Raw genomic sequence first — 17,334 nt, 5'->3', positions numbered from 1 at the left:
ACTCGGGTGGCGGGGAGAGGGCTTGTGGGCGGGTGCGCCGTGCGTGTACCGCGTGTACCCGGGGAGCCCTTCCCACTCCCGCCCCGCCCAATCCGCGCACTCGGTTAACTACTCGTACGTAGTGGCACGCGCAAGACCAAGGCTCCGCCCGACATCCGGCCGGGCTCCGTCAAGTCGGCCGGGACTAGGTGACGTAGGGGCCGGAACCACCGGTCACTCCTGCCTCCCGAGCCTCAGGGGAACCACCCGCGCGGGTGTACGGGAGACGGCCGCCGCCCCCCGTTGCGGGTGGGAGTGACGCCTTGTGGCACAAGGGTGTGGACATCTGGCCGAAACACCCCTCCGGAAGACTCCGCGGAGTCGAGGACCTGCCGGAGCCAGACGGCCGGGAGGCGGCGCGCCCGCACCCGCGGCGCGCGCCGCAGGCGCCATGGCCGGAACGCGGGGGCCTCGCTAGCCTTCCCGGGGTGATGCGCGGGTGCACAGCGTGGTGCGGCCGCTCCGATCCGTCATCCCCTGCGAAGGTGGAACGTGTGAAGGCTATCCGTCGATTCACCGTGCGCCCCGTCCTCCCCGAGTCCCTGCTGCCGCTCACCGATCTCGCGCGCAATCTGCGCTGGTCGTGGCATGCCGAGACCCGCGAACTCTTCCAATCCGTCGACCCCGAGGGCTGGCAGGCCGCCGGCGGAGATCCCGTCCGGCTGCTCGGCACCGTCTCCGCCGCCAGGCTCGCGGAACTGGCGGCGGACCGCCGGTTCCTGCGGCGCCTGGCCGTCGCCGCCGCCGACCTCGATGACTACGTGAACGGCGGGAGGTGGTACCAGAGCCATGAGAACGGCGCGGAACTGCCCGCCGCCATCGCCTATTTCTCCCCCGAGTTCGGGATCACCGCCGCCCTGCCCCAGTACTCCGGCGGCCTCGGCATCCTCGCCGGGGACCATCTGAAGGCGGCCAGCGACCTCGGAGCCCCGCTCATCGGCGTGGGACTTCTTTACCGGCACGGCTACTTCCGCCAGTCGCTCTCCCGCGACGGATGGCAGCAGGAGCACTATCCCGTCCTCGACCCCAACGAACTTCCGCTCGGCCTGCTCCGCCAGGACGACGGCACCCCCGCCCGCGTCTCGCTGACCCTGCCCGGCGGCCGCGCCCTGCACGCCCACATCTGGCAGGCGCGGGTCGGACGCGTACCGCTGCTGCTCCTGGACTCCGACGTCGAGGACAACGACGCCGCGGCCCGTGAGGTGACCGACCGGCTCTACGGGGGCGGCAGCGACCACCGACTGCTCCAGGAGATGCTGCTGGGCATCGGCGGGGTGCGCGCGGTACGCGCGTACTGCGCGATCACGGGCCATCCCGAGCCCGAGGTCTTCCACACCAACGAGGGCCACGCCGGCTTCCTCGGACTCGAGCGCATAAGGGAACTGGAGCGGGAGCAGGGCCTCGGCTTCGACGCCGCCGTCGAGGCGGTGCGCGCCGGGACCGTGTTCACCACGCACACCCCCGTCCCGGCGGGGATCGACCGCTTCGAGCGAAGCCTGGTCGCCCGGCACTTCGGCGACGGCGGCGAGCTGGCCGGCGTACCGGTCGACCGCATCCTGGAACTGGGCGCCGAGTCCTTCCCCGGCGGCGACCCCGGCGTGTTCAACATGGCGGTGATGGGGCTGCGGCTGGCCCAGCGGGCCAACGGGGTGTCCACCCTGCACGGAGCGGTCAGCAGGGAGATGTTCGCCGGTCTGTGGCCCGGCTTCGACCCGACCGACGTGCCCATCACCTCCGTGACCAACGGGGTCCACGCCCCGACCTGGGTGGCACCCGAGGTGGTCCGGCTGGGCGCCCGCCAGATCGGAGCGGGCCGCACCGAGGACGCCCTGTCGGTCGGCGGCTCACGGCGCTGGGACGCCGTCGCGGACATCCCCGACCAGGACGTGTGGGACCTGCGCCGGGTGCTGCGCGAGCAACTGGTGCAGGAGGTGCGGGACCGGCTGCGGGCCTCGTGGCTCCAGCGCGGGGCCGCCGCCGCCGAACTGGGCTGGGTCGACTCCGTCCTCGATCCGGACGTGCTGACCATCGGCTTCGCCCGGCGCGTGCCCTCCTACAAGCGGCTGACGCTGATGCTGCGCGACCCGGACCGGCTGCGCAGGCTGCTGCTGGACCCGGAGCGGCCGGTGCAGATCGTCGTGGCGGGCAAGGCGCACCCGGCCGACGACGGAGGCAAGCGGCTCGTGCAGGAGCTGGTGCGCTTCGCGGACGACCCGCGGGTGCGGCACCGCATCGTCTTCCTGCCCGACTACGGCATGGCGATGGCGCAGAAGCTCTACCCGGGCTGCGACGTCTGGCTGAACAATCCGCTGCGTCCGCTGGAGGCGTGCGGTACGAGCGGGATGAAGGCCGCGCTGAACGGCTGTCTCAACCTTTCCGTCCTGGACGGGTGGTGGGACGAGTGGTTCGAGCCGGACTTCGGCTGGGCCATCCCGACCGCCGACGGGCTCGGCGCGGACGAGGACCGCCGGGACCACCTGGAGGCGAGCGCCCTCTACGAGCTGATCGAGGGCCGGGTCGCGCCGCGGTTCTACGACCGGGCCGGGCGCACGGGGCTCCCGGTCCGGTGGATCGAGATGGTCCGCCGCACGCTCGTGTCGCTGGGGCCGAGGGTCCTCGCCGGACGCATGGTGCGCGAGTACGTGGAGCGGCTCTACCTGCCGGCCGCGCTCGCCCACCGCTGCCTGACCGCCGACGCGGCGCGGGACCTCGCCTGGTGGAAGGGCCGGGTCCGGGCGGCGTGGCCGCGGATCGCCGTCGAGCACGTGGAGGCGCTGGCCGCGGCTCCGGTGAACGGCACCGCCGAACTGGGCGCCACCCTCACGCTGCGGGTGCAGGTGTCGTTGGACACGCTCGCGCCCGAGGACGTGGAGGTGCAGGCGGTGGCGGGTCGGGTGGACCCGCAGGACGTGATCCGGGACGGGCGGACCTTCCCGCTCAAGCCGGCTGCCGGCCCCGACCTGGAGGGGCGGTGGGTCTACGAGGGCCCGCTCGCCCTCGACCGCACCGGGCCCTTCGGCTACACGGTCCGCATCCTGCCGACCCACCCGCTGCTGGCGACCCCGGCCGAACTGGGCCTGGTCGCGGCCCCGGCGGGCGCGGAGACCGGCGGCGGCGTACTGCTGCGGTAGCGCGGGCGTGAACGGGGAGGACGGGCGGGCGGCGGGCCGGTCCCGGGTCGGGGTGGCCGGACCTCGTCCGGCCGCCCCCCGGTACCGCGCCCGTGCCCGGAGCAAGCCTCCGGGGGCCCGACGTGACAGGGCCGCCCGGGGAGGTCTTCTCCCGGGCGGCCCCGTGTCCCTCTGTTGGTTCAGCCGCGGCTCACGCTGCCCTCAAGGGGTCAGAAGGTGAGCTTCCAGCTGTTGATGTAGCCGGTGTCCAGCCAGGCGGCGTCCCTGACCCGGAGCTTCCAGGTGCCGTTCGCGACCTCGGAGGAGGCGTTCACGGTGAAGGTCTGGACGATGTTGTCCGCGCTGCCGCCGCTGCGGTTGCGCAGGTTGTAGACGCTGCCGTCGGGGGCGACCAGGTCGACGATCAGGTCACCGACGTAGGTGTGGACGATGTTCACGTCCACCTTGAGGTTGCTCGGGGCGTTGCCCGTGCGGGTCACCAGGATCGGGGACTCGACCGTGGCGTTGTCCGTGATCTGGTAGTCGTTCGTGTTCTCGAAGACGTTCTGCTGGCCGGTGCCCACGGTCCAGGTGAAGGACGCCGTGCCGGTCTTGCTCTGCGAGTCGGTCACGGTGACGGTCACGTTGGACGTGCCCGCGGTGGTGGCCGTACCGGAGATCAGGCCGGTGGACGAGTTGATCGACAGGCCGGCCGGCAGGCCGGTCGCCGCGTAGCTCAGCGCACCCGGGTTGGTGCTGGTGGCCTGGACCTGCAGGCTGACAGCGGTGTTGACCTGGGTGTTCTGGTTGGGGATCGGGGTCACCGAGACGCCGCTCACGATGCGCGGGCCGACGTTGATGGCGGCCCAGGCGTTCGCCGCGTTGTTGTAGGTGGTCGAGCCGGCGCCGTACAGGTCGGCCGCCGCCTGCAGGGTCGCCGTGCGGGCGGCCGCGTAGTTGGTGTTCGACTTGAACAGACCGGTGGTCAGCGCGCGGAACCAGATCTTCGAGGCGGCGTCGCGGCCGATCGCCGTGACGGGCAGGCCGTCGGAGGTCGGCGAGTCGTAGCTCACGCCGTTGACGACCTTGGCGCCGGAGCCCTCGGAGGCCAGGTAGTACCAGTGGTTGGCCGGGCCCGAGGAGTAGTGGACGTCGATCGAGCCGATGCCCGAGTACCAGGAGTCCTTGGACGAGCCGTCCTTGCTGGGCTTGTCCATGTAGCGCAGCGGGGTGCCGTTGCCGCGGATGTCGATCTTCTCGCCGACCAGGTAGTCGCCGACGTCCTGCGGGTTGTTGGCGTAGAACTCGACCGCCGCCGCGAAGATGTCGGAGGTGGCCTCGTTGAGGCCGCCGGGCTCACCGCTGTAGGTCATGTTGCCGGTGACCGAGGTCAGGCCGTGGGTCATCTCGTGCGCCGCCACGTCGGTGGAGGTGAGGGGCTTGTTGTTGCCCTCGCCGTCGCCGTACGTCATGCAGAAGCAGGAGTCGCTCCAGAAGGCGTTCACGTAGCTGTTGCCGTAGTGGACCCGGCTGTACGGTGCCACGCCGTCGTTGCGCAGGCCGTTGCGGCCGTGCACGTTCTTGTAGTAGTCCCACGTGACCGCCGCGCCGTAGTGCGCGTCGGCGGCGGCCGTCTCCAGGTTGGACGGCTGGCCGTTGCCCCAGACGTCGTCCGGACCGGAGAAGAGCGTGCCGGTGCCGGAGGAGCCGCGGTTGAGGTTGTAGGTCTTGTGGTTGCCGCGCGCGGCGTCGGTCAGGTTCCAGGTGCTGCCCGACTGCGTGGTGCCGAGGGTCACCTGGCCGCTGTACATCGTGTTGCCGGTGCCGGTCTCGATGGCCTGCCACTCGGTGATCTTGGCGCCGGTCCTGGCGTCGGTCACCACGTGCAGCTCGTTGGGGGTGCCGTCGTGCTGGAGGCCGCCGACGACCGTCTCGAAGGCGAGCCTCGGGGCGCCTTCGGCCGCCCAGATCACCTTGCGGGCGCCCTTGGCGGGCTTGGCCTCCCTCGAACCCTCGGTGTTGGCGGCCGAGACCGCCTGCTTCTCGGCGGCGGCCGTGGTGACCGAGGCCTCGGTGGTCGCGACCTTGATCTCGTGGTTGGTCGCCCTGGTCACACTCTTGGTGACGCCGTCCTTGGCGTGGACCGTGAGGTCGCCGCCGAGTACGGGCAGGCCGTCGTAGGTCCGCTCGTACGTGGTGTGCGTCGTGCCGTCCGCATCCTGGACGACGTCGCGGACGACGAGCTTCTCGCCACCGCCGAGGCCGAGCGCCTTGGCGGCCTGCACGGTGGTCGAGTTGGCCTCGGCGAGGAGCGTCGCACGCTCCGATGCGCTGAGTACGCGGTTGGCCGCGCCCGGATTGGACTGAGCGGCCTTGGGTGCCGGTGACGCGGTGGCGTCGGCGGTGGCGGTTCCGGTCTGTATACCTACGGCGAGCAGGGCTGCCGCGGCAACGAGCGCGCCCGCCGCGGTGGCACGCCTCTGGGGGGTGGACCTCAACGCAGACTCCTTCTGCAAGGGGGGTTCCGGACGGCTGGGTGGGCCGCCGGGCAGAGCAGGTGCGGTGCGATGAACGCTCGAAGATTGCCACTTGGCGCGATGGATGTCAGGGCCGCGTCAAAAGGTTGGCCGGAAACGGTCCGTTGTTCGAAGATACGTATCCGGTATCCGAACCCTTCACCTTCGTGTGCAAGGTGCGGCGTTCGTGCGGTGTCCAGAATGCGGAAGACCAGCTACCGCTTGCTAACACTTGCGCAACAAGAGGCCGGGTTGACCGAAACGGCGTTTACCGTACGGGTGTTTGTCGTACTGTTTGCCGGTGCGGCAGATGTTCATCGCCAGGGGAAGCCATGGACACTTGCCACTGTCATAGACCACGTGCCAGGGGGGCCCATGAGGCATGTCCATTTTCCTGCGCAAAGAGTGGCCAGGGCGGCCCATGAGCCCCTGGTGCCCGTGCGGCGCCTCGGGGACAAGGCCCGTTGGTACCGTCCGGCCGCGATAGCCGCCGACTTCTTCGGCGCAGCCGTCCCGGTGGGGCTCGTCTTCGACGCGGCCCAGCAGGTGCGGCCCGTCTACTGCGCCCTGGCCGCCGCCGTGGCGTGGACCGGGATACAGGCACTGCGCCGCCGGTACGCGACCCGGGCGCTCGGGGAGTCCCGCGGGGTGCTCCCCGTTCTCCACGACTGGCTGATTCTGATCGGCATCCTGGCCGTGGCGCGCGTGGTGACCGAGGAGGACACGCCCCGGCTGTCCGCCCTCGGGGCCCTGCTGCCCGCCCTGCTGATCACCGTCGCCTGCCACAAGCTGACCTACCGCCACCTCTCGGCCGCCCGCCGCGAGGCCCAGGCCGTGAGCCGCGTGCTGGTGATAGGAGAACCCGACGCGGCCGAGGACGTCATCGCGCACCTCGCCGCCCGCACCGACCACCCGTACGTCGTCGTCGGCGTCGTCCCGGTCGGCACCGGGCCGATAGCCAGCGGGGTCCCCGTGGTGGCACGGCTCGACGCCGACGCGCCCGAGGCGCCCGGTGTCGACTCCGAGGCCGTCCTCGGCGCGGTCCTCAGCCACCACGCCGACCTGGTGCTGGTGGCTCCCGGCGTGCGGATCACGGGGGAGCGGCTGCGCCGCGTCGCCTGGGCCCTGCACGACGCAGGCCTGGAGCTCGCCGTCTTCCCCGGCCTGGTGGAGGTCTCTGTCAAGCGGCTGGAGACCCTCTCCGCGGGCGGACTCGCCGTGCTGCGGGTCGCGCCGCCGGTCAGCCGCGGTGTGCAGACCCTGCTCAAATCGGTCCTGGACCGGGTGGGCGCCGCGGCCGGCCTGCTGCTGCTCTCGCCGTTCCTCCTCGGGATCGTCCTCGCGATCCGCTTCGGCTCGCGCGGTCCGGCCTTCTACCGCCAGCGACGCATCGGCCGCGACGGGGTCCCCTTCGTCATGTGGAAGTTCCGCACGATGGTGGTGGACGCCGACGCGCGCAAGGCCGAGCTGGCCGGGGCCAACGAGAACGACGGCCTGATGTTCAAGATGCGCCGCGATCCCCGGGTCACCCGGGTGGGCCGGCTCCTGCGCCGCACGTCCCTGGACGAGCTGCCGCAGCTCGTCAACGTGCTCGTCGGCGACATGTCGTTGGTCGGCCCGCGCCCGCCGCTGCCGGAGGAGGTGGCCCAGTACGACGAGGTCGAGCTGCGCCGGCTGACCGTGCGGCCCGGGATGACCGGACTGTGGCAGATCAGCGGCAGGTCCGACCTGTCCTGGGACGAGACGATCCAGCTGGACCTGCAGTACGTCGACAACTGGTCCTTCACCAGTGACGTCGACGTGATGGGCCGTACGCTCCGCGCCGTCGTCGACGGTCGCGGAGCCTACTGAGGGGCCGAGGCCGCCCGTGCGATCAGCTCTGCTCGCGCCACCACGTGTAGGTGGCGGCGATCCCGTCCCGGAGCGGGATGCCGGGCTTCCAACCGAGCGAGGTCAGGCGGCCGACGTCCAGCAGCTTGCGCGGCGTCCCGTCCGGCTTGGAGGTGTCCCAGGCGAGCCGGCCCCGGAAGCCGGTCACCTCGGCGACCGTCTCCGCCAGCTCGCGGATGGTGAGGTCCTCACCGCAGCCGATGTTGACGGGCTCGTCGCCGTCGTAGCGCTCCAGCAGGACGACGCAGGCCGCGGCCAGGTCGTCCACGTGCAGGAACTCCCGCCGCGGAGTACCGGAGCCCCACAGGGTGACCTCCTCGCGGCCTTCCGCGGCGGCTTCGTGGAAGCGCCGGACGAGGGCGGGCAGGACGTGCGAGGTCTCCAGGTCGAAGTTGTCGCCCGGCCCGTAGAGGTTCGTCGGCATGGCCGAGATGTACGAGGCCCCGTACTGCTTGCGGTACGACTGGACCTGCACGATGCCGGCGATCTTCGCGAGCGCGTAGGCCTCGTTGGTCGGCTCCAGCGGGCCGGTCAACAGGGCGTCCTCGCGGATCGGCTGCGGCGCCATCTTCGGGTAGATGCAGGACGATCCGAGGAACAGCAGCCGGCCCACGCCGGCGGCGTGGGCGCCGCCGATCACACTGAGCTGGATCTGCAGGTTCTCCTCGAGGAACTGCACCGGGTACGTGCTGTTGGCCATGATCCCGCCGACCTTGGCGGCGGCCAGCACGACGGCGTCCGGGCGGACGTCCTTCAGGTACGCCCCGGTGGCGGCGGCATCGCGCAGGTCGAGGTCGGCACGGCCGCGGGTGAGCACCTCGTGGCCGTCCGCGGTGAGCCGGCGGGCGACCGCGGACCCCACGAGGCCGCGGTGGCCCGCGACGAAGACGCGGGCGTTCGGGGGCAGGAGCGGCAGCGAACTTGTCATACCGCCGATGATGCCAGTCCGCTCCCGCCGGGGCCGCAGTGGTCCACGGCCCGGGACCGCGCCGCCGGTTCGGGCCCGGCCGGCGCGGCCGGCACCGGAACCGGGAGGGTGCCGGCCGGCGTCAGGACCACGAGACGGCGGATGCCCCGCAGGGGGCGCTCACCGACCGCCGTGTACGGTACGCATCCAGCCGCCCGGCCGCGGCCCGACCGCTCGGCGCGACGCCCCGCAGGGCCCGCTCCACACCCGCACCGAGGCGATGCCTCATCACGACACACAGCAACCACCAGCAAGGGGACCCCATGGGCAAGACCGCACTGATCACCGGAGTCACCGGACAGGACGGCTCGTACCTCGCCGAGCTCCTGCTCTCCAAGGGCTACACGGTGCACGGTCTCGTGCGGCGGTCCTCCAGCTTCAACACGGAGCGGGTCGACCACATCTACCAGGACCCGCAGACGGCCAACCGGTCCTTCGTCCTGCACCACGCGGACCTCTCCGACGGCGTCGCCCTGGTGAACCTGCTCCGCGACATACGCCCCGACGAGGTCTACAACCTCGGAGCGCAGTCCCACGTCCGCGTCTCCTTCGACGCCCCGCTCTACACGGGCGACGTGACCGGTCTGGGGGCGCTGCGCCTGCTGGAGGCCATCCGGGCCAGCGGTGTCGACACCCGGATCTACCAGGCCTCGTCCTCCGAGATGTTCGGGTCCACCCCGCCGCCGCAGAACGAGGGGACCCCGTTCCACCCGCGCAGCCCGTACGGCGCCGCGAAGGTCTTCGCGTACTGGACCACGGTGAACTACCGCGAGGCGTACGACATGTTCGCCGTCAACGGGATCCTCTTCAACCACGAGTCCCCGCGCCGCGGCGAGACCTTCGTGACCCGCAAGATCACCCGTGCGGTCGCCCGCATCAAGGCCGGCCTGCAGGACCACCTCTACCTCGGCAACCTCGACGCGGTCCGTGACTGGGGCTACGCCCCCGAGTACGTGGACGCCATGTGGCGGATGCTCCAGCAGGACGAGCCCACCGACTACGTCGTCGCCACCGGAGTGGCCGCGACGGTCCGCGAGTTCGTCGAGTCGTCCTTCTCGCACGCCGGTCTCGACTGGACCGAGCACGTGCGGTACGACGCCAAGTACGAGCGTCCCAGCGAGGTCGACGCCCTCATCGGCGACGCGTCGAAGGCCCATGACCTGCTCGGCTGGAAGCCGTCGGTCCTGGTGGCCGAATTGGCGCAGATCATGGTCGACGCCGACATCCGCCAAGTCGAGGACCAACTCGCGGGTGTGACGGTCCGTATCGATCGCTGAGGGCTTATATTTCCCCTACGATTTGCCGTGTTCCGGTCATGCAGGCGGTTCTGCGCCAGCGTGACCGGGGCATACGTGCCGTATGTCCCTAGTGCACCCTCCATGCTGAACCTTTGATTCCAAGTTGGTATGCAATGGGTCAAGGGAGGTGACCAGGCCCTCGCGTGAGCCCTAGTCTGCGCCAGATACATATGGCTGTTCGGATAGTTCCAGCCATCAAACCGGGCGATTGCCCTGGGGGGCTCATGCGTAGATCCAGAGGGCTGACTGCCGCCCTCGTACTGTCACTGGCCGGTGCGGGAACCGGGATAGGCCTGGTGCTGATGCCCCAGGCGTCCGCCATCACGGCGCCGGTGGCATTCACCGCCGACGAGCTGCCGACCTGGCAGCCGGACGGCATCGTCTGGGCGATGGCCCAGGCCGAGGGGACCGTCTTCGCCGGCGGCACCTTCTCCGCCGTCCGCCCGCCCGAGGGCGTCGCGGGTGCCGAGCGGGAGGCCGTGAACTTCGTCGCGCTCGACGCCGCGACGGGCAACCCGACCTCCTGCAAGCTGGCCTTCACCATCGGCGAAGGCACCGCGACGGTGCGCACGCTGGTCGTCTCGAAGGACAAGAAGACCCTCTACGCGGGCGGCTACTTCGGCGCCGTCAACGGCACCCCGGTCTCCAGCGTCGCGGCGATCGACATCGCGAGCTGCACCCCCAAGGCGGCCTTCCACCCGGGCTTCCCCGCCACCGTGCGCGGTCTCGCGGTCACCGACGACACCCTGTACGTGGCCGGCGACTTCAACACCGTCGAGGGCCAGGACCGCCAGCGGTTCGCCGCCGTGGACGCCTCCTCCGGAGCGCTCAAGCCCTTCAAGGCCGACGCCGACGAGCCGGGCCGGGCGATCGAGGTCACCCCCGACGGCAAGAACGTGCTGCTCGGCGGCGACTTCTTCACGATCAACAACTCCAACAGCCACGCGCTGGCCGTTGTCGACGCCATGTCCGGCGCCGTGAAGAAGACCTACAGCAACATCCCGTCGAACTCCGTCGTCAAGGACATCGCCACCGACGACACCGGCTTCTACACGGGCAACGAGGGCTCCGGCGGCGGCGTCTTCGACGGCCGCATCGGCCTGCGCCTGAGCGACTTCACCGAGAAGTGGCGGGACCGCTGCCTGGGCGCCACCCAGTTCGTCCTGCCGTACCAGGGCGTCCTGTACAGCTCCTCGCACGCGCACGACTGCTCCACCGAGCTGGAGTACCCCGACGGCAAGCGCCACTTCCTGCTGGCCCAGCCGACCAACCACGAAGGTGCCGCCCCCGCGCCCGTGGACGGCTTCGTGCGGGGCCCGGGCAAGCTCGGCTGGCACCCCACGGCCAACGACGGCCTCGGCGAGGGCATCGGTCCGCGCGTCATGGCGGTGGCCGAGAAGAACGACGTGAAGTACATGTGGGTCGGCGGTGAGTTCACCCTCATCAACGGCAAGGCCCAGCAGGGTCTGACCCGCTTCGCCTCCACCGGCGACGTCGGCGCCCCGACCACCCCGGTGGCCAGCGCCTCCAGCGTCAAGCCCGGTGAGGTCCAGGTCCGCTGGCGCACCAGCTACGACGCGGACGACAGCAAGCTGACCTACCGCATCTACCGCAACGGCTCGTCCACCCCGGCCGCCACCGTCACCGCCAGCTCGCTGGAGTGGGAGCGCCCGCAGGCCTCCTGGAACGACACCACGGTCAAGGCCGGCCAGTCGTACACCTACCGGGTGACCGCGACCGACGGCGCCGGGAACACCAGCGCCCTGTCGGCCACCACCAAGGTGACCGTCCCGACCTCGGTCCAGTCCTACCCGAACCAGGTCCGCACCGACGGCGCCGAGCTGTACTGGCGTTACGACGACAAGGTCAGCCCCTACGTCGCCGACACCTCGGTGTCCGGCAACCGCAGCGGCATCCAGGTCAACGCCCCCGCCCTGCAGCAGTCGCCCGGCGCCGTCCCCGGCAGCACGGCGATGGGCTTCAACGGGAGCAGCCAGCAGGTGCACAGCGACCGCCGCCAGTCGGTGGGCAACACCTTCACCATCGAGACGTGGTTCAAGACCAGCACCACGCGCGGCGGCAAGCTGATCGGCTTCGGCAACAACACCACGCGCAACAGCGGCTCCAACGACCGCCACATCTACATGACGAACACCGGTCGCCTGGTGTTCGGCGTCTACAACGGCTCGACCCGGACGGTCTCCACCGGCCTGTTCGACACCTACAACGACAACAAGTGGCACCACGTGGTCGGCACCCAGGGCCCCAGCGGCATCACGCTGTACGTCGACGGCCAGAACAAGGGCTCGCTGAACGCCACCAGCAACGGCACCTACGCCGGTTACTGGCACGCGGGCGGCGACAACCTCTCAGGCTGGCCGACCCGCCCGACGAGCAACTTCTTCGCCGGTCAGCTCGACGAGACCGCCGTGTACCCGACGACGCTCACCCAGGCGCAGGTCAAGAACCACTTCGACCTGGCCAAGGCCCCCACCGACACGGTCTCCACGGTCAAGGCGACCGAGGACACCTACATCAACCAGGGCGCCCCGAGCACCGCCTACGGCACGGCCACCTCGCTCGCCGTCCGCGGCAGCGGCTCGCTGTACCAGACGTACATGCGTTTCGACCTGCCGGCCGCCCCGGCCGGCCAGGTCCTGAAGGCCGCCTCGCTGCAGTTCAAGACCAACACCCAGACGGGTGCGGGAACCGCCGACACCATCTCGGTGCTCCCGGTCACCGGCAACTGGAGCGGCGCGAGCACGACGTTCAACACCAAGCCGACCCTCGGCGCCACCCCGCTCGGCACCCTCGCGGGCGTGGCCGACGGCTCGGCGGTGCACAACGTCGAGCTGGACACCACCGCGCTCACCGCGGTGCTGGGCAGCAGCTACAGCCTGGGCCTGACGAGCAACGGCAGCGACCCGCTGTGGATCTGGTCCTCGGAGTCCACGGCCGCTGAGGGCGCTCCGCAGCTGGTCCTCACCTTCGGCGCGCAGTAGCACCACCGAGGCAAGCGCCTGACGGAATGCGGGGCCCGGCTGCGTGGCCGGGCCCCGCATTCCTGCGTACACCCCGCGCGGGTGGACGCGGGAAAGCGGCCGGCCCTGATCCACCGAACACCCCCTTGAGTACGGGAGCCACCCGATGTACCGACGCTCCGCAGCGGCCGCTGTCCTGCTCGCCGCCGCACTGACGCTGTCCGCCTGCAGTTCGGGCGGGGACGACTCCGACGCCCAGGTGAAGGCGAAGCCCCCGGCCTCGTCGGCGGCCCCCGACCCGGCGGACGCCCCGGCCCCGTCGGCGCCCGCGCCCGACGCGAAGCCGACCGGTCCGGTCCTCCCCGACGCCAAGCTCACCCCGAAGACGGGCAGCTTCACGGCGGAGGAGAAGAAGTACCTGAGCGGGCGCGTCCCGGAGAAGATGGACCCGGCGGCCGTCCTGCAGACCGGCCAGGAGGCCTGTCAGCGGGTGGCGCGCACGGCCAAGCGCGACAAGGACGCGGCCACCGGCGCCGTCATCACGGGCGAGATCCCGGGCGCCAAGGACGCGATCACGCACCTGTGCCCGGACCAGAAGCCGATCCTCGCCGCTGCGGAGAAGGGCTTCCCCGAAGGGCCCCGCACCTCTCCCGCGGCGGGCGGCTACCGCGCGCTGACCCAGGCCACGAACTGCACCTGGGAGGCCAAGGGCAAGGACGGCTCGGTGCTCGCCTCGGGCCCCGAGACCCCGCCCAAGGCCGGTGACAAGATCACGGCCACGATCCCCGCGGGTACCGCGGAGTTCAACTCCTCCGGCTGCTACGCCTGGATCCCCGCATAACACCACCGCAGTCGCGACAACGCCTCTCGGGACCGGTACTTCCGGTCCCGAGAGGCGTTTTCGCGTCCGGTACCCGGGTACCCGCGCGGTCACAGTCACCACACCGGAAGAGGGACCCATGGGCATCGGCGGATGCATAGGCCTGATCGTGGTGGGCGCCATCCTCACCTTCGCCAGCGACTGGGAGATGGAGAGCGTCAACCTCGACCTGGTCGGTCTGATCATGATGGCGGTGGGCGGGATCGGCCTCGCCGTCTACACCAGCATCTACAAGCGGCGCCGGACCGCCGGTGCGATTCCGGTGGTGGAGGAACACCGCCGGGACGTCATCTGACCCGGCGGCCCCGCCTCATCGGCGCAGCGCGGCCTCGTACACCGGCAGCAGCGTGTCGACGACGGCGTCCATGGAGAAGGAGCCGGTGGCCAGCTCACGGGCCGCCAGCGAGGCCTCGCGGCCCGCCCGCGGGTCCAGCAGCTCCAGGACCGCCGCGGCCACACCCGCCGGACCGGGATCGACCGCGCGGCCCGCCCCCGACCCGGCGATGTCCCGCGCCAGCCCGTTGGAGTGCGTCACCACCGAGGGGACGCCCACCGCGAGGGCCTCCAGGACGGACATGGGGAACGGCTCGTCCACCGAGGGCAGGACGTAGACGTGGGCCCGGCGCAGCTCCGCGAGCACCTGCTCGCCGGACAGCGCCCCGGGCACCGTGAACCGGTCCGTCAGGCCCAGCACCCCGATCCGGGCCCGCACGGCCGCCAGCTCGCCCTCGTCCGGACCCGCGACCACGAAGTGCGCGTCCGGGTGGGCCGCGAGCACGGCCGGGGCGGCGTCCACGAAGTCCACGGGGCGCTTGCGGGCCTGCAGGCGCGCGGAGTACAGGATCCGCGGCGGGCCCTGCGGCGCGGGCCGCTCCGCCTGCGCCGGAGTCCCGTTGACCAGCCGGACCGTGTTCGCCAGCGGCGCGCCGACCACCGCGTCCAGGCCCTCCCGCTCGTGCGGGGTCAGGTACAGCACCGCGTCCGCGCCGCGCAGCAGCCGGCGTACCGCCAGCGCGTCCAGCACCTTCGCCAGGAGCTTGTCGCTCGGGTCCACCATCCCGTGCGTCTGGAGGACCAGCGGCTTGCCCGCGCGCAGCGCCGCCAGCGCCACCGGCAGGGTCACCAGGTCGCGCGCCAGATGGACGTGCACCACGTCGGCGTCGCGCACCAGACGCCCGGCCGAGGCCAGCAGTGCCGGCGAGGTCATCCCGCTGAAGCCGAGGGGGAGCAGCCGACGGGCCGGAAACAGCTTCGCGGGCACGCCCTCCACGGCGGTGGGCCATGCGTCGAATCCGTCGCCCAGCGCGAGCAGCCGCGCCTCGTGGCCGCGGGCCCGCAGCCCCTTCGACAGGTTCAGCGCGACCCGCACGGGCCCGCCGAAGGCGTGCGAGGGGGAGTGCAGGGTGACGGCGTGCAGGATTCTCGTCGCGGCACTCACTTGGGCTCCTCCACCGGGCGGCGCCGCCCGTCCTGGGTCTGCAGGGTCAGTTCCGGCAGGTCCTTGTGCACGACGGCCCCGGCGCCCGCGACGGCACACCGGCCTACGGTCACCCCGGCCAGCACGGTCGCCCGCACCGCCACCCAGGCGCCGTCCTCGACGGTGATCGGCGCGTTGCGGTAGCGGAAGTCGGCGGCCCGGTGGTCGTGCGAGCCGGTGCACAGCATCGCCTCCTGCGAGAGGCACACGTGCGAACCGATGGTCACCGGCTCCAGGTTGAGCACCCAGACCCCCTCGCCGATCCAGGCGTGGTCCCCGACGGTGAGCTTCCAGGGCCACAGCACGCGGACCTTGTGCCGGATCAGCACCCCCTCGCCGATCCGCGCCCCGAAGGCCCGCAACAGCGCCACCCGCAGCCGCGCCGGACAGAACCAGGCCATGAAGACCGTGTTCATCACGGCGAACCAGAGGGCCTGCGTCAGCAGCCCGCGCCCCTTGTCGTACCCGGCCAGCGTGAAGGAAGGAAGGTCACGCAACACAAGCCCCCATCGTGCACTCGGCCGCGGCCTCCCCGGGCGCGGCCCGCTCAGACTAGACTGCGCGCGGACCAGGCACATCGGGTGGGGGCGGGCAGTGACGACGGACATACGCAAGCCCCCGGCGGCTCCCGCCGAACCGGCCGTCCCGTCCCCCTTCGAGGACGAGAGCATCTGGGGCCGCGAGACGCTTCCGCGCACCCTGCTCTCCCGGGCCCTGTCCGTCCCACTCGCCCTCGGTTTCACCGTCTTCCTGCCGCTGTTCGTCGCCGCCCAGACCGGTGCCGGCGTCCGCGACGCGGCCTTCTGGCTGCAGCTGCTGCTCACCATGTACGCGGGCGCACGGCTCTCCGCGATGGTGCTCACCAGCCGGCGCAAGCTGCTCCAGGGTTCCTTCTGGCTCTTCGTCTACATGGCCATGGGCGTGGCCCCGCTCGCGCAGGCCGTGCTCGGCCAGGTCCCGACGCCGGTCGTCGGCCCGCGCTCGGACCTGACCCTCGCCATCGGGCTGGTGCTGCTCGGCTGCACGGCCTTCGACGTCGGCGTGTTGCTGGCCCGCCACCGGCCCGCCGGGCGCGCGGGCGGCTCCCAGAAGGAGTCGAGGCCCGTCATGGCGCACCGGCGCCGCCTCCAACTCCTGACGATCCTGTCCTTCCTGTGCAGCGCCGCCTTCATCATGAAGCTGGGCGGCCCGGCGGTCTTCTTCTCCAGCCGCCAGGAGATCATCGCCGGCATCGAGGAGGCGGGCGTCTCCAACGGCGACGGCCAGGCCGGCCAGGCGCTGCTGCGCGGTTTCGGCACGGTGCCGGCCCTGCTCTCGCTGCTGCTCTACACACGCTGGCTGATCACCTCCAGGTTCGCCCGCCGCAAGGTGTCGATCATCGTCACGTGGGCGGCGCTCGCCGGTCTCAACCTGATCGTCAACAATCCCATCTCGAACCCGCGGTACTGGTTCCTGACGGTCATGTTCGCGCTGCTGTTCACCGTCTTCCCGGTGAGCGCGGCGATGTACCGGGTGGCGCTGTCGATGGCGGTGATCGTCGCCCTCCTGATCTTCCCGTTCGCGGACCGCTTCCGGTACGACGAGAAGAACTACCGGCCGGTCGAGACGACGTCCTTCCTGGAGCCGATGGCGCTCAAGGACTACGACCAGATCGGCATGTTCGCCAACACCATCACCTTCTCGGAGTCGGGTCCCGGTCACTTCTACGGCCGCCAGCTGGCCGGGTCGATCTTCTTCGCCGTGCCCCGTTCGGTCTGGGAGAGCAAGCCGCGCGACACGGGCGTGATGGTCGGCCAGTGGATGGGCACGGTCAACACCAACCTCTCCTCCCCGATCTGGGCGGAGCTGTGGATCGACTTCGGGCCGCTGGGGATGGGGGCCGGGCTGCTGGGCATGGGCTATGCCGCCGCCCGCGTCGACCGGCGTTACGCGAAACGCGCCACCCGGAAGTCGCCGCCGGGCAGCCTGATCTCGGTGGTCGTCCCGCTGGTCGCGGGCTACTCCTTCATCCTGCTGCGCGGACCGCTGCTCCAGGCGTCGGGACGCGTCGCGATCGCGGCCCTCTGCCTCGCGCTGGTCGCGACCTACCGCACGGACAAGTCCACCACCCTGCGCTGACGCAGCCACCGGATCCGCCGGACCCGGGATGCGTCCGTGCCCGGCCGTCGCCCCGCTG

General features: G+C 71.3%; 11 protein-coding genes. 7 read left to right on the top strand and 4 right to left on the bottom strand.

Going from position 1 to position 17,334, the window contains the following annotated elements:
- The first annotated feature begins 533 nt into the window (after positions 1 to 533).
- Positions 534 to 3,170, top strand: a complete 2,637-nt coding sequence (glgP, locus tag AW27_RS09750) for an alpha-glucan family phosphorylase (protein WP_037928033.1) — start codon at positions 534 to 536, stop codon at positions 3,168 to 3,170.
- A gap of 209 nt (positions 3,171 to 3,379) precedes the next feature.
- On the opposite strand, the gene AW27_RS09745 is transcribed toward glgP, so the two are convergent.
- Entirely contained in the window at positions 3,380 to 5,647 is a 2,268-nt protein-coding gene (locus tag AW27_RS09745; protein ID WP_037928034.1) for a M4 family metallopeptidase, read from the bottom strand.
- A gap of 393 nt (positions 5,648 to 6,040) precedes the next feature.
- Here AW27_RS09745 and AW27_RS09740 point away from each other — a divergent pair, with 393 nt between their 5' ends.
- On the top strand, positions 6,041 to 7,516 hold the full coding sequence (locus tag AW27_RS09740; RefSeq protein WP_078557010.1) for a sugar transferase: 1,476 nt from the start codon (positions 6,041 to 6,043) through the stop codon (positions 7,514 to 7,516).
- A gap of 22 nt (positions 7,517 to 7,538) precedes the next feature.
- Here the strand turns inward: AW27_RS09740 and AW27_RS09735 are convergent, their stop codons facing one another.
- On the bottom strand, positions 7,539 to 8,483 hold the full coding sequence (locus tag AW27_RS09735; protein WP_037928038.1) for a GDP-L-fucose synthase family protein: 945 nt from the start codon (positions 8,481 to 8,483) through the stop codon (positions 7,539 to 7,541).
- A 302-nt stretch (positions 8,484 to 8,785) separates the two neighbouring features.
- Here AW27_RS09735 and gmd point away from each other — a divergent pair, with 302 nt between their 5' ends.
- The 4 genes from gmd (at position 8,786) to AW27_RS09715 (ending at position 13,976) form a co-directional block, all read left to right on the top strand.
- Positions 8,786 to 9,799 (top strand): GDP-mannose 4,6-dehydratase, encoded by a 1,014-nt coding sequence (gene gmd, locus AW27_RS09730; RefSeq protein WP_037928039.1) that lies wholly within the window; start codon positions 8,786 to 8,788, stop codon positions 9,797 to 9,799.
- Between the two features lie 245 nt (positions 9,800 to 10,044).
- A complete protein-coding gene (locus tag AW27_RS09725; protein ID WP_052031251.1) occupies positions 10,045 to 12,822 on the top strand; it encodes a CBM96 family carbohydrate-binding protein in 2,778 nt (925 codons plus the stop codon).
- A 145-nt stretch (positions 12,823 to 12,967) separates the two neighbouring features.
- Entirely contained in the window at positions 12,968 to 13,642 is a 675-nt protein-coding gene (locus AW27_RS09720) for a hypothetical protein (protein WP_037928041.1), read from the top strand.
- 118 nt (positions 13,643 to 13,760) lie between these two features.
- On the top strand, positions 13,761 to 13,976 hold the full coding sequence (locus AW27_RS09715) for a DUF6458 family protein (protein WP_031148400.1): 216 nt from the start codon (positions 13,761 to 13,763) through the stop codon (positions 13,974 to 13,976).
- A 15-nt stretch (positions 13,977 to 13,991) separates the two neighbouring features.
- Here AW27_RS09715 and AW27_RS09710 read toward each other — a convergent pair whose 3' ends face one another.
- Both AW27_RS09710 and AW27_RS09705 read right to left on the bottom strand, forming a co-directional pair.
- A complete protein-coding gene (locus tag AW27_RS09710) occupies positions 13,992 to 15,119 on the bottom strand; it encodes a glycosyltransferase (RefSeq protein ID WP_037928044.1) in 1,128 nt (375 codons plus the stop codon).
- A complete protein-coding gene (locus AW27_RS09705) occupies positions 15,116 to 15,655 on the bottom strand; it encodes a WcaF family extracellular polysaccharide biosynthesis acetyltransferase (protein ID WP_037928045.1) in 540 nt (179 codons plus the stop codon). The genes AW27_RS09710 and AW27_RS09705 overlap by 4 nt, the downstream gene beginning before the upstream one ends.
- Positions 15,656 to 15,752: 97 nt before the next feature.
- Between AW27_RS09705 and AW27_RS09700 the strand changes: the two genes are divergently transcribed.
- The gene (locus AW27_RS09700) at positions 15,753 to 17,276 is read left to right on the top strand and encodes a hypothetical protein (protein ID WP_078557012.1); all 1,524 of its coding nucleotides are present in this window, start codon (positions 15,753 to 15,755) and stop codon (positions 17,274 to 17,276) included.
- The last annotated feature ends 58 nt before the right edge of the window (positions 17,277 to 17,334 follow it).

Source organism: Streptomyces sp. PCS3-D2 (genome assembly GCF_000612545.2).
Lineage (GTDB): Bacteria > Actinomycetota > Actinomycetes > Streptomycetales > Streptomycetaceae > Streptomyces.
This window is presented reverse-complemented; position numbering and strand designations above follow the sequence as displayed.

What these genes read in the sequence shown, in the direction of transcription:
- AW27_RS09735 (WP_037928038.1), bottom strand. Translation starts at nt 8,483, where the DNA reads ATGACAAGTTCGCTGCCGCTCCTGCCCCCGAACGCCCGCGTCTTCGTC.
- AW27_RS09725 (WP_052031251.1), top strand. Translation starts at nt 10,045, where the DNA reads ATGCGTAGATCCAGAGGGCTGACTGCCGCCCTCGTACTGTCACTGGCC.
- gmd (WP_037928039.1), top strand. Translation starts at nt 8,786, where the DNA reads ATGGGCAAGACCGCACTGATCACCGGAGTCACCGGACAGGACGGCTCG.
- AW27_RS09715 (WP_031148400.1), top strand. Translation starts at nt 13,761, where the DNA reads ATGGGCATCGGCGGATGCATAGGCCTGATCGTGGTGGGCGCCATCCTC.
- AW27_RS09720 (WP_037928041.1), top strand. Translation starts at nt 12,968, where the DNA reads ATGTACCGACGCTCCGCAGCGGCCGCTGTCCTGCTCGCCGCCGCACTG.
- AW27_RS09740 (WP_078557010.1), top strand. Translation starts at nt 6,041, where the DNA reads ATGAGGCATGTCCATTTTCCTGCGCAAAGAGTGGCCAGGGCGGCCCAT.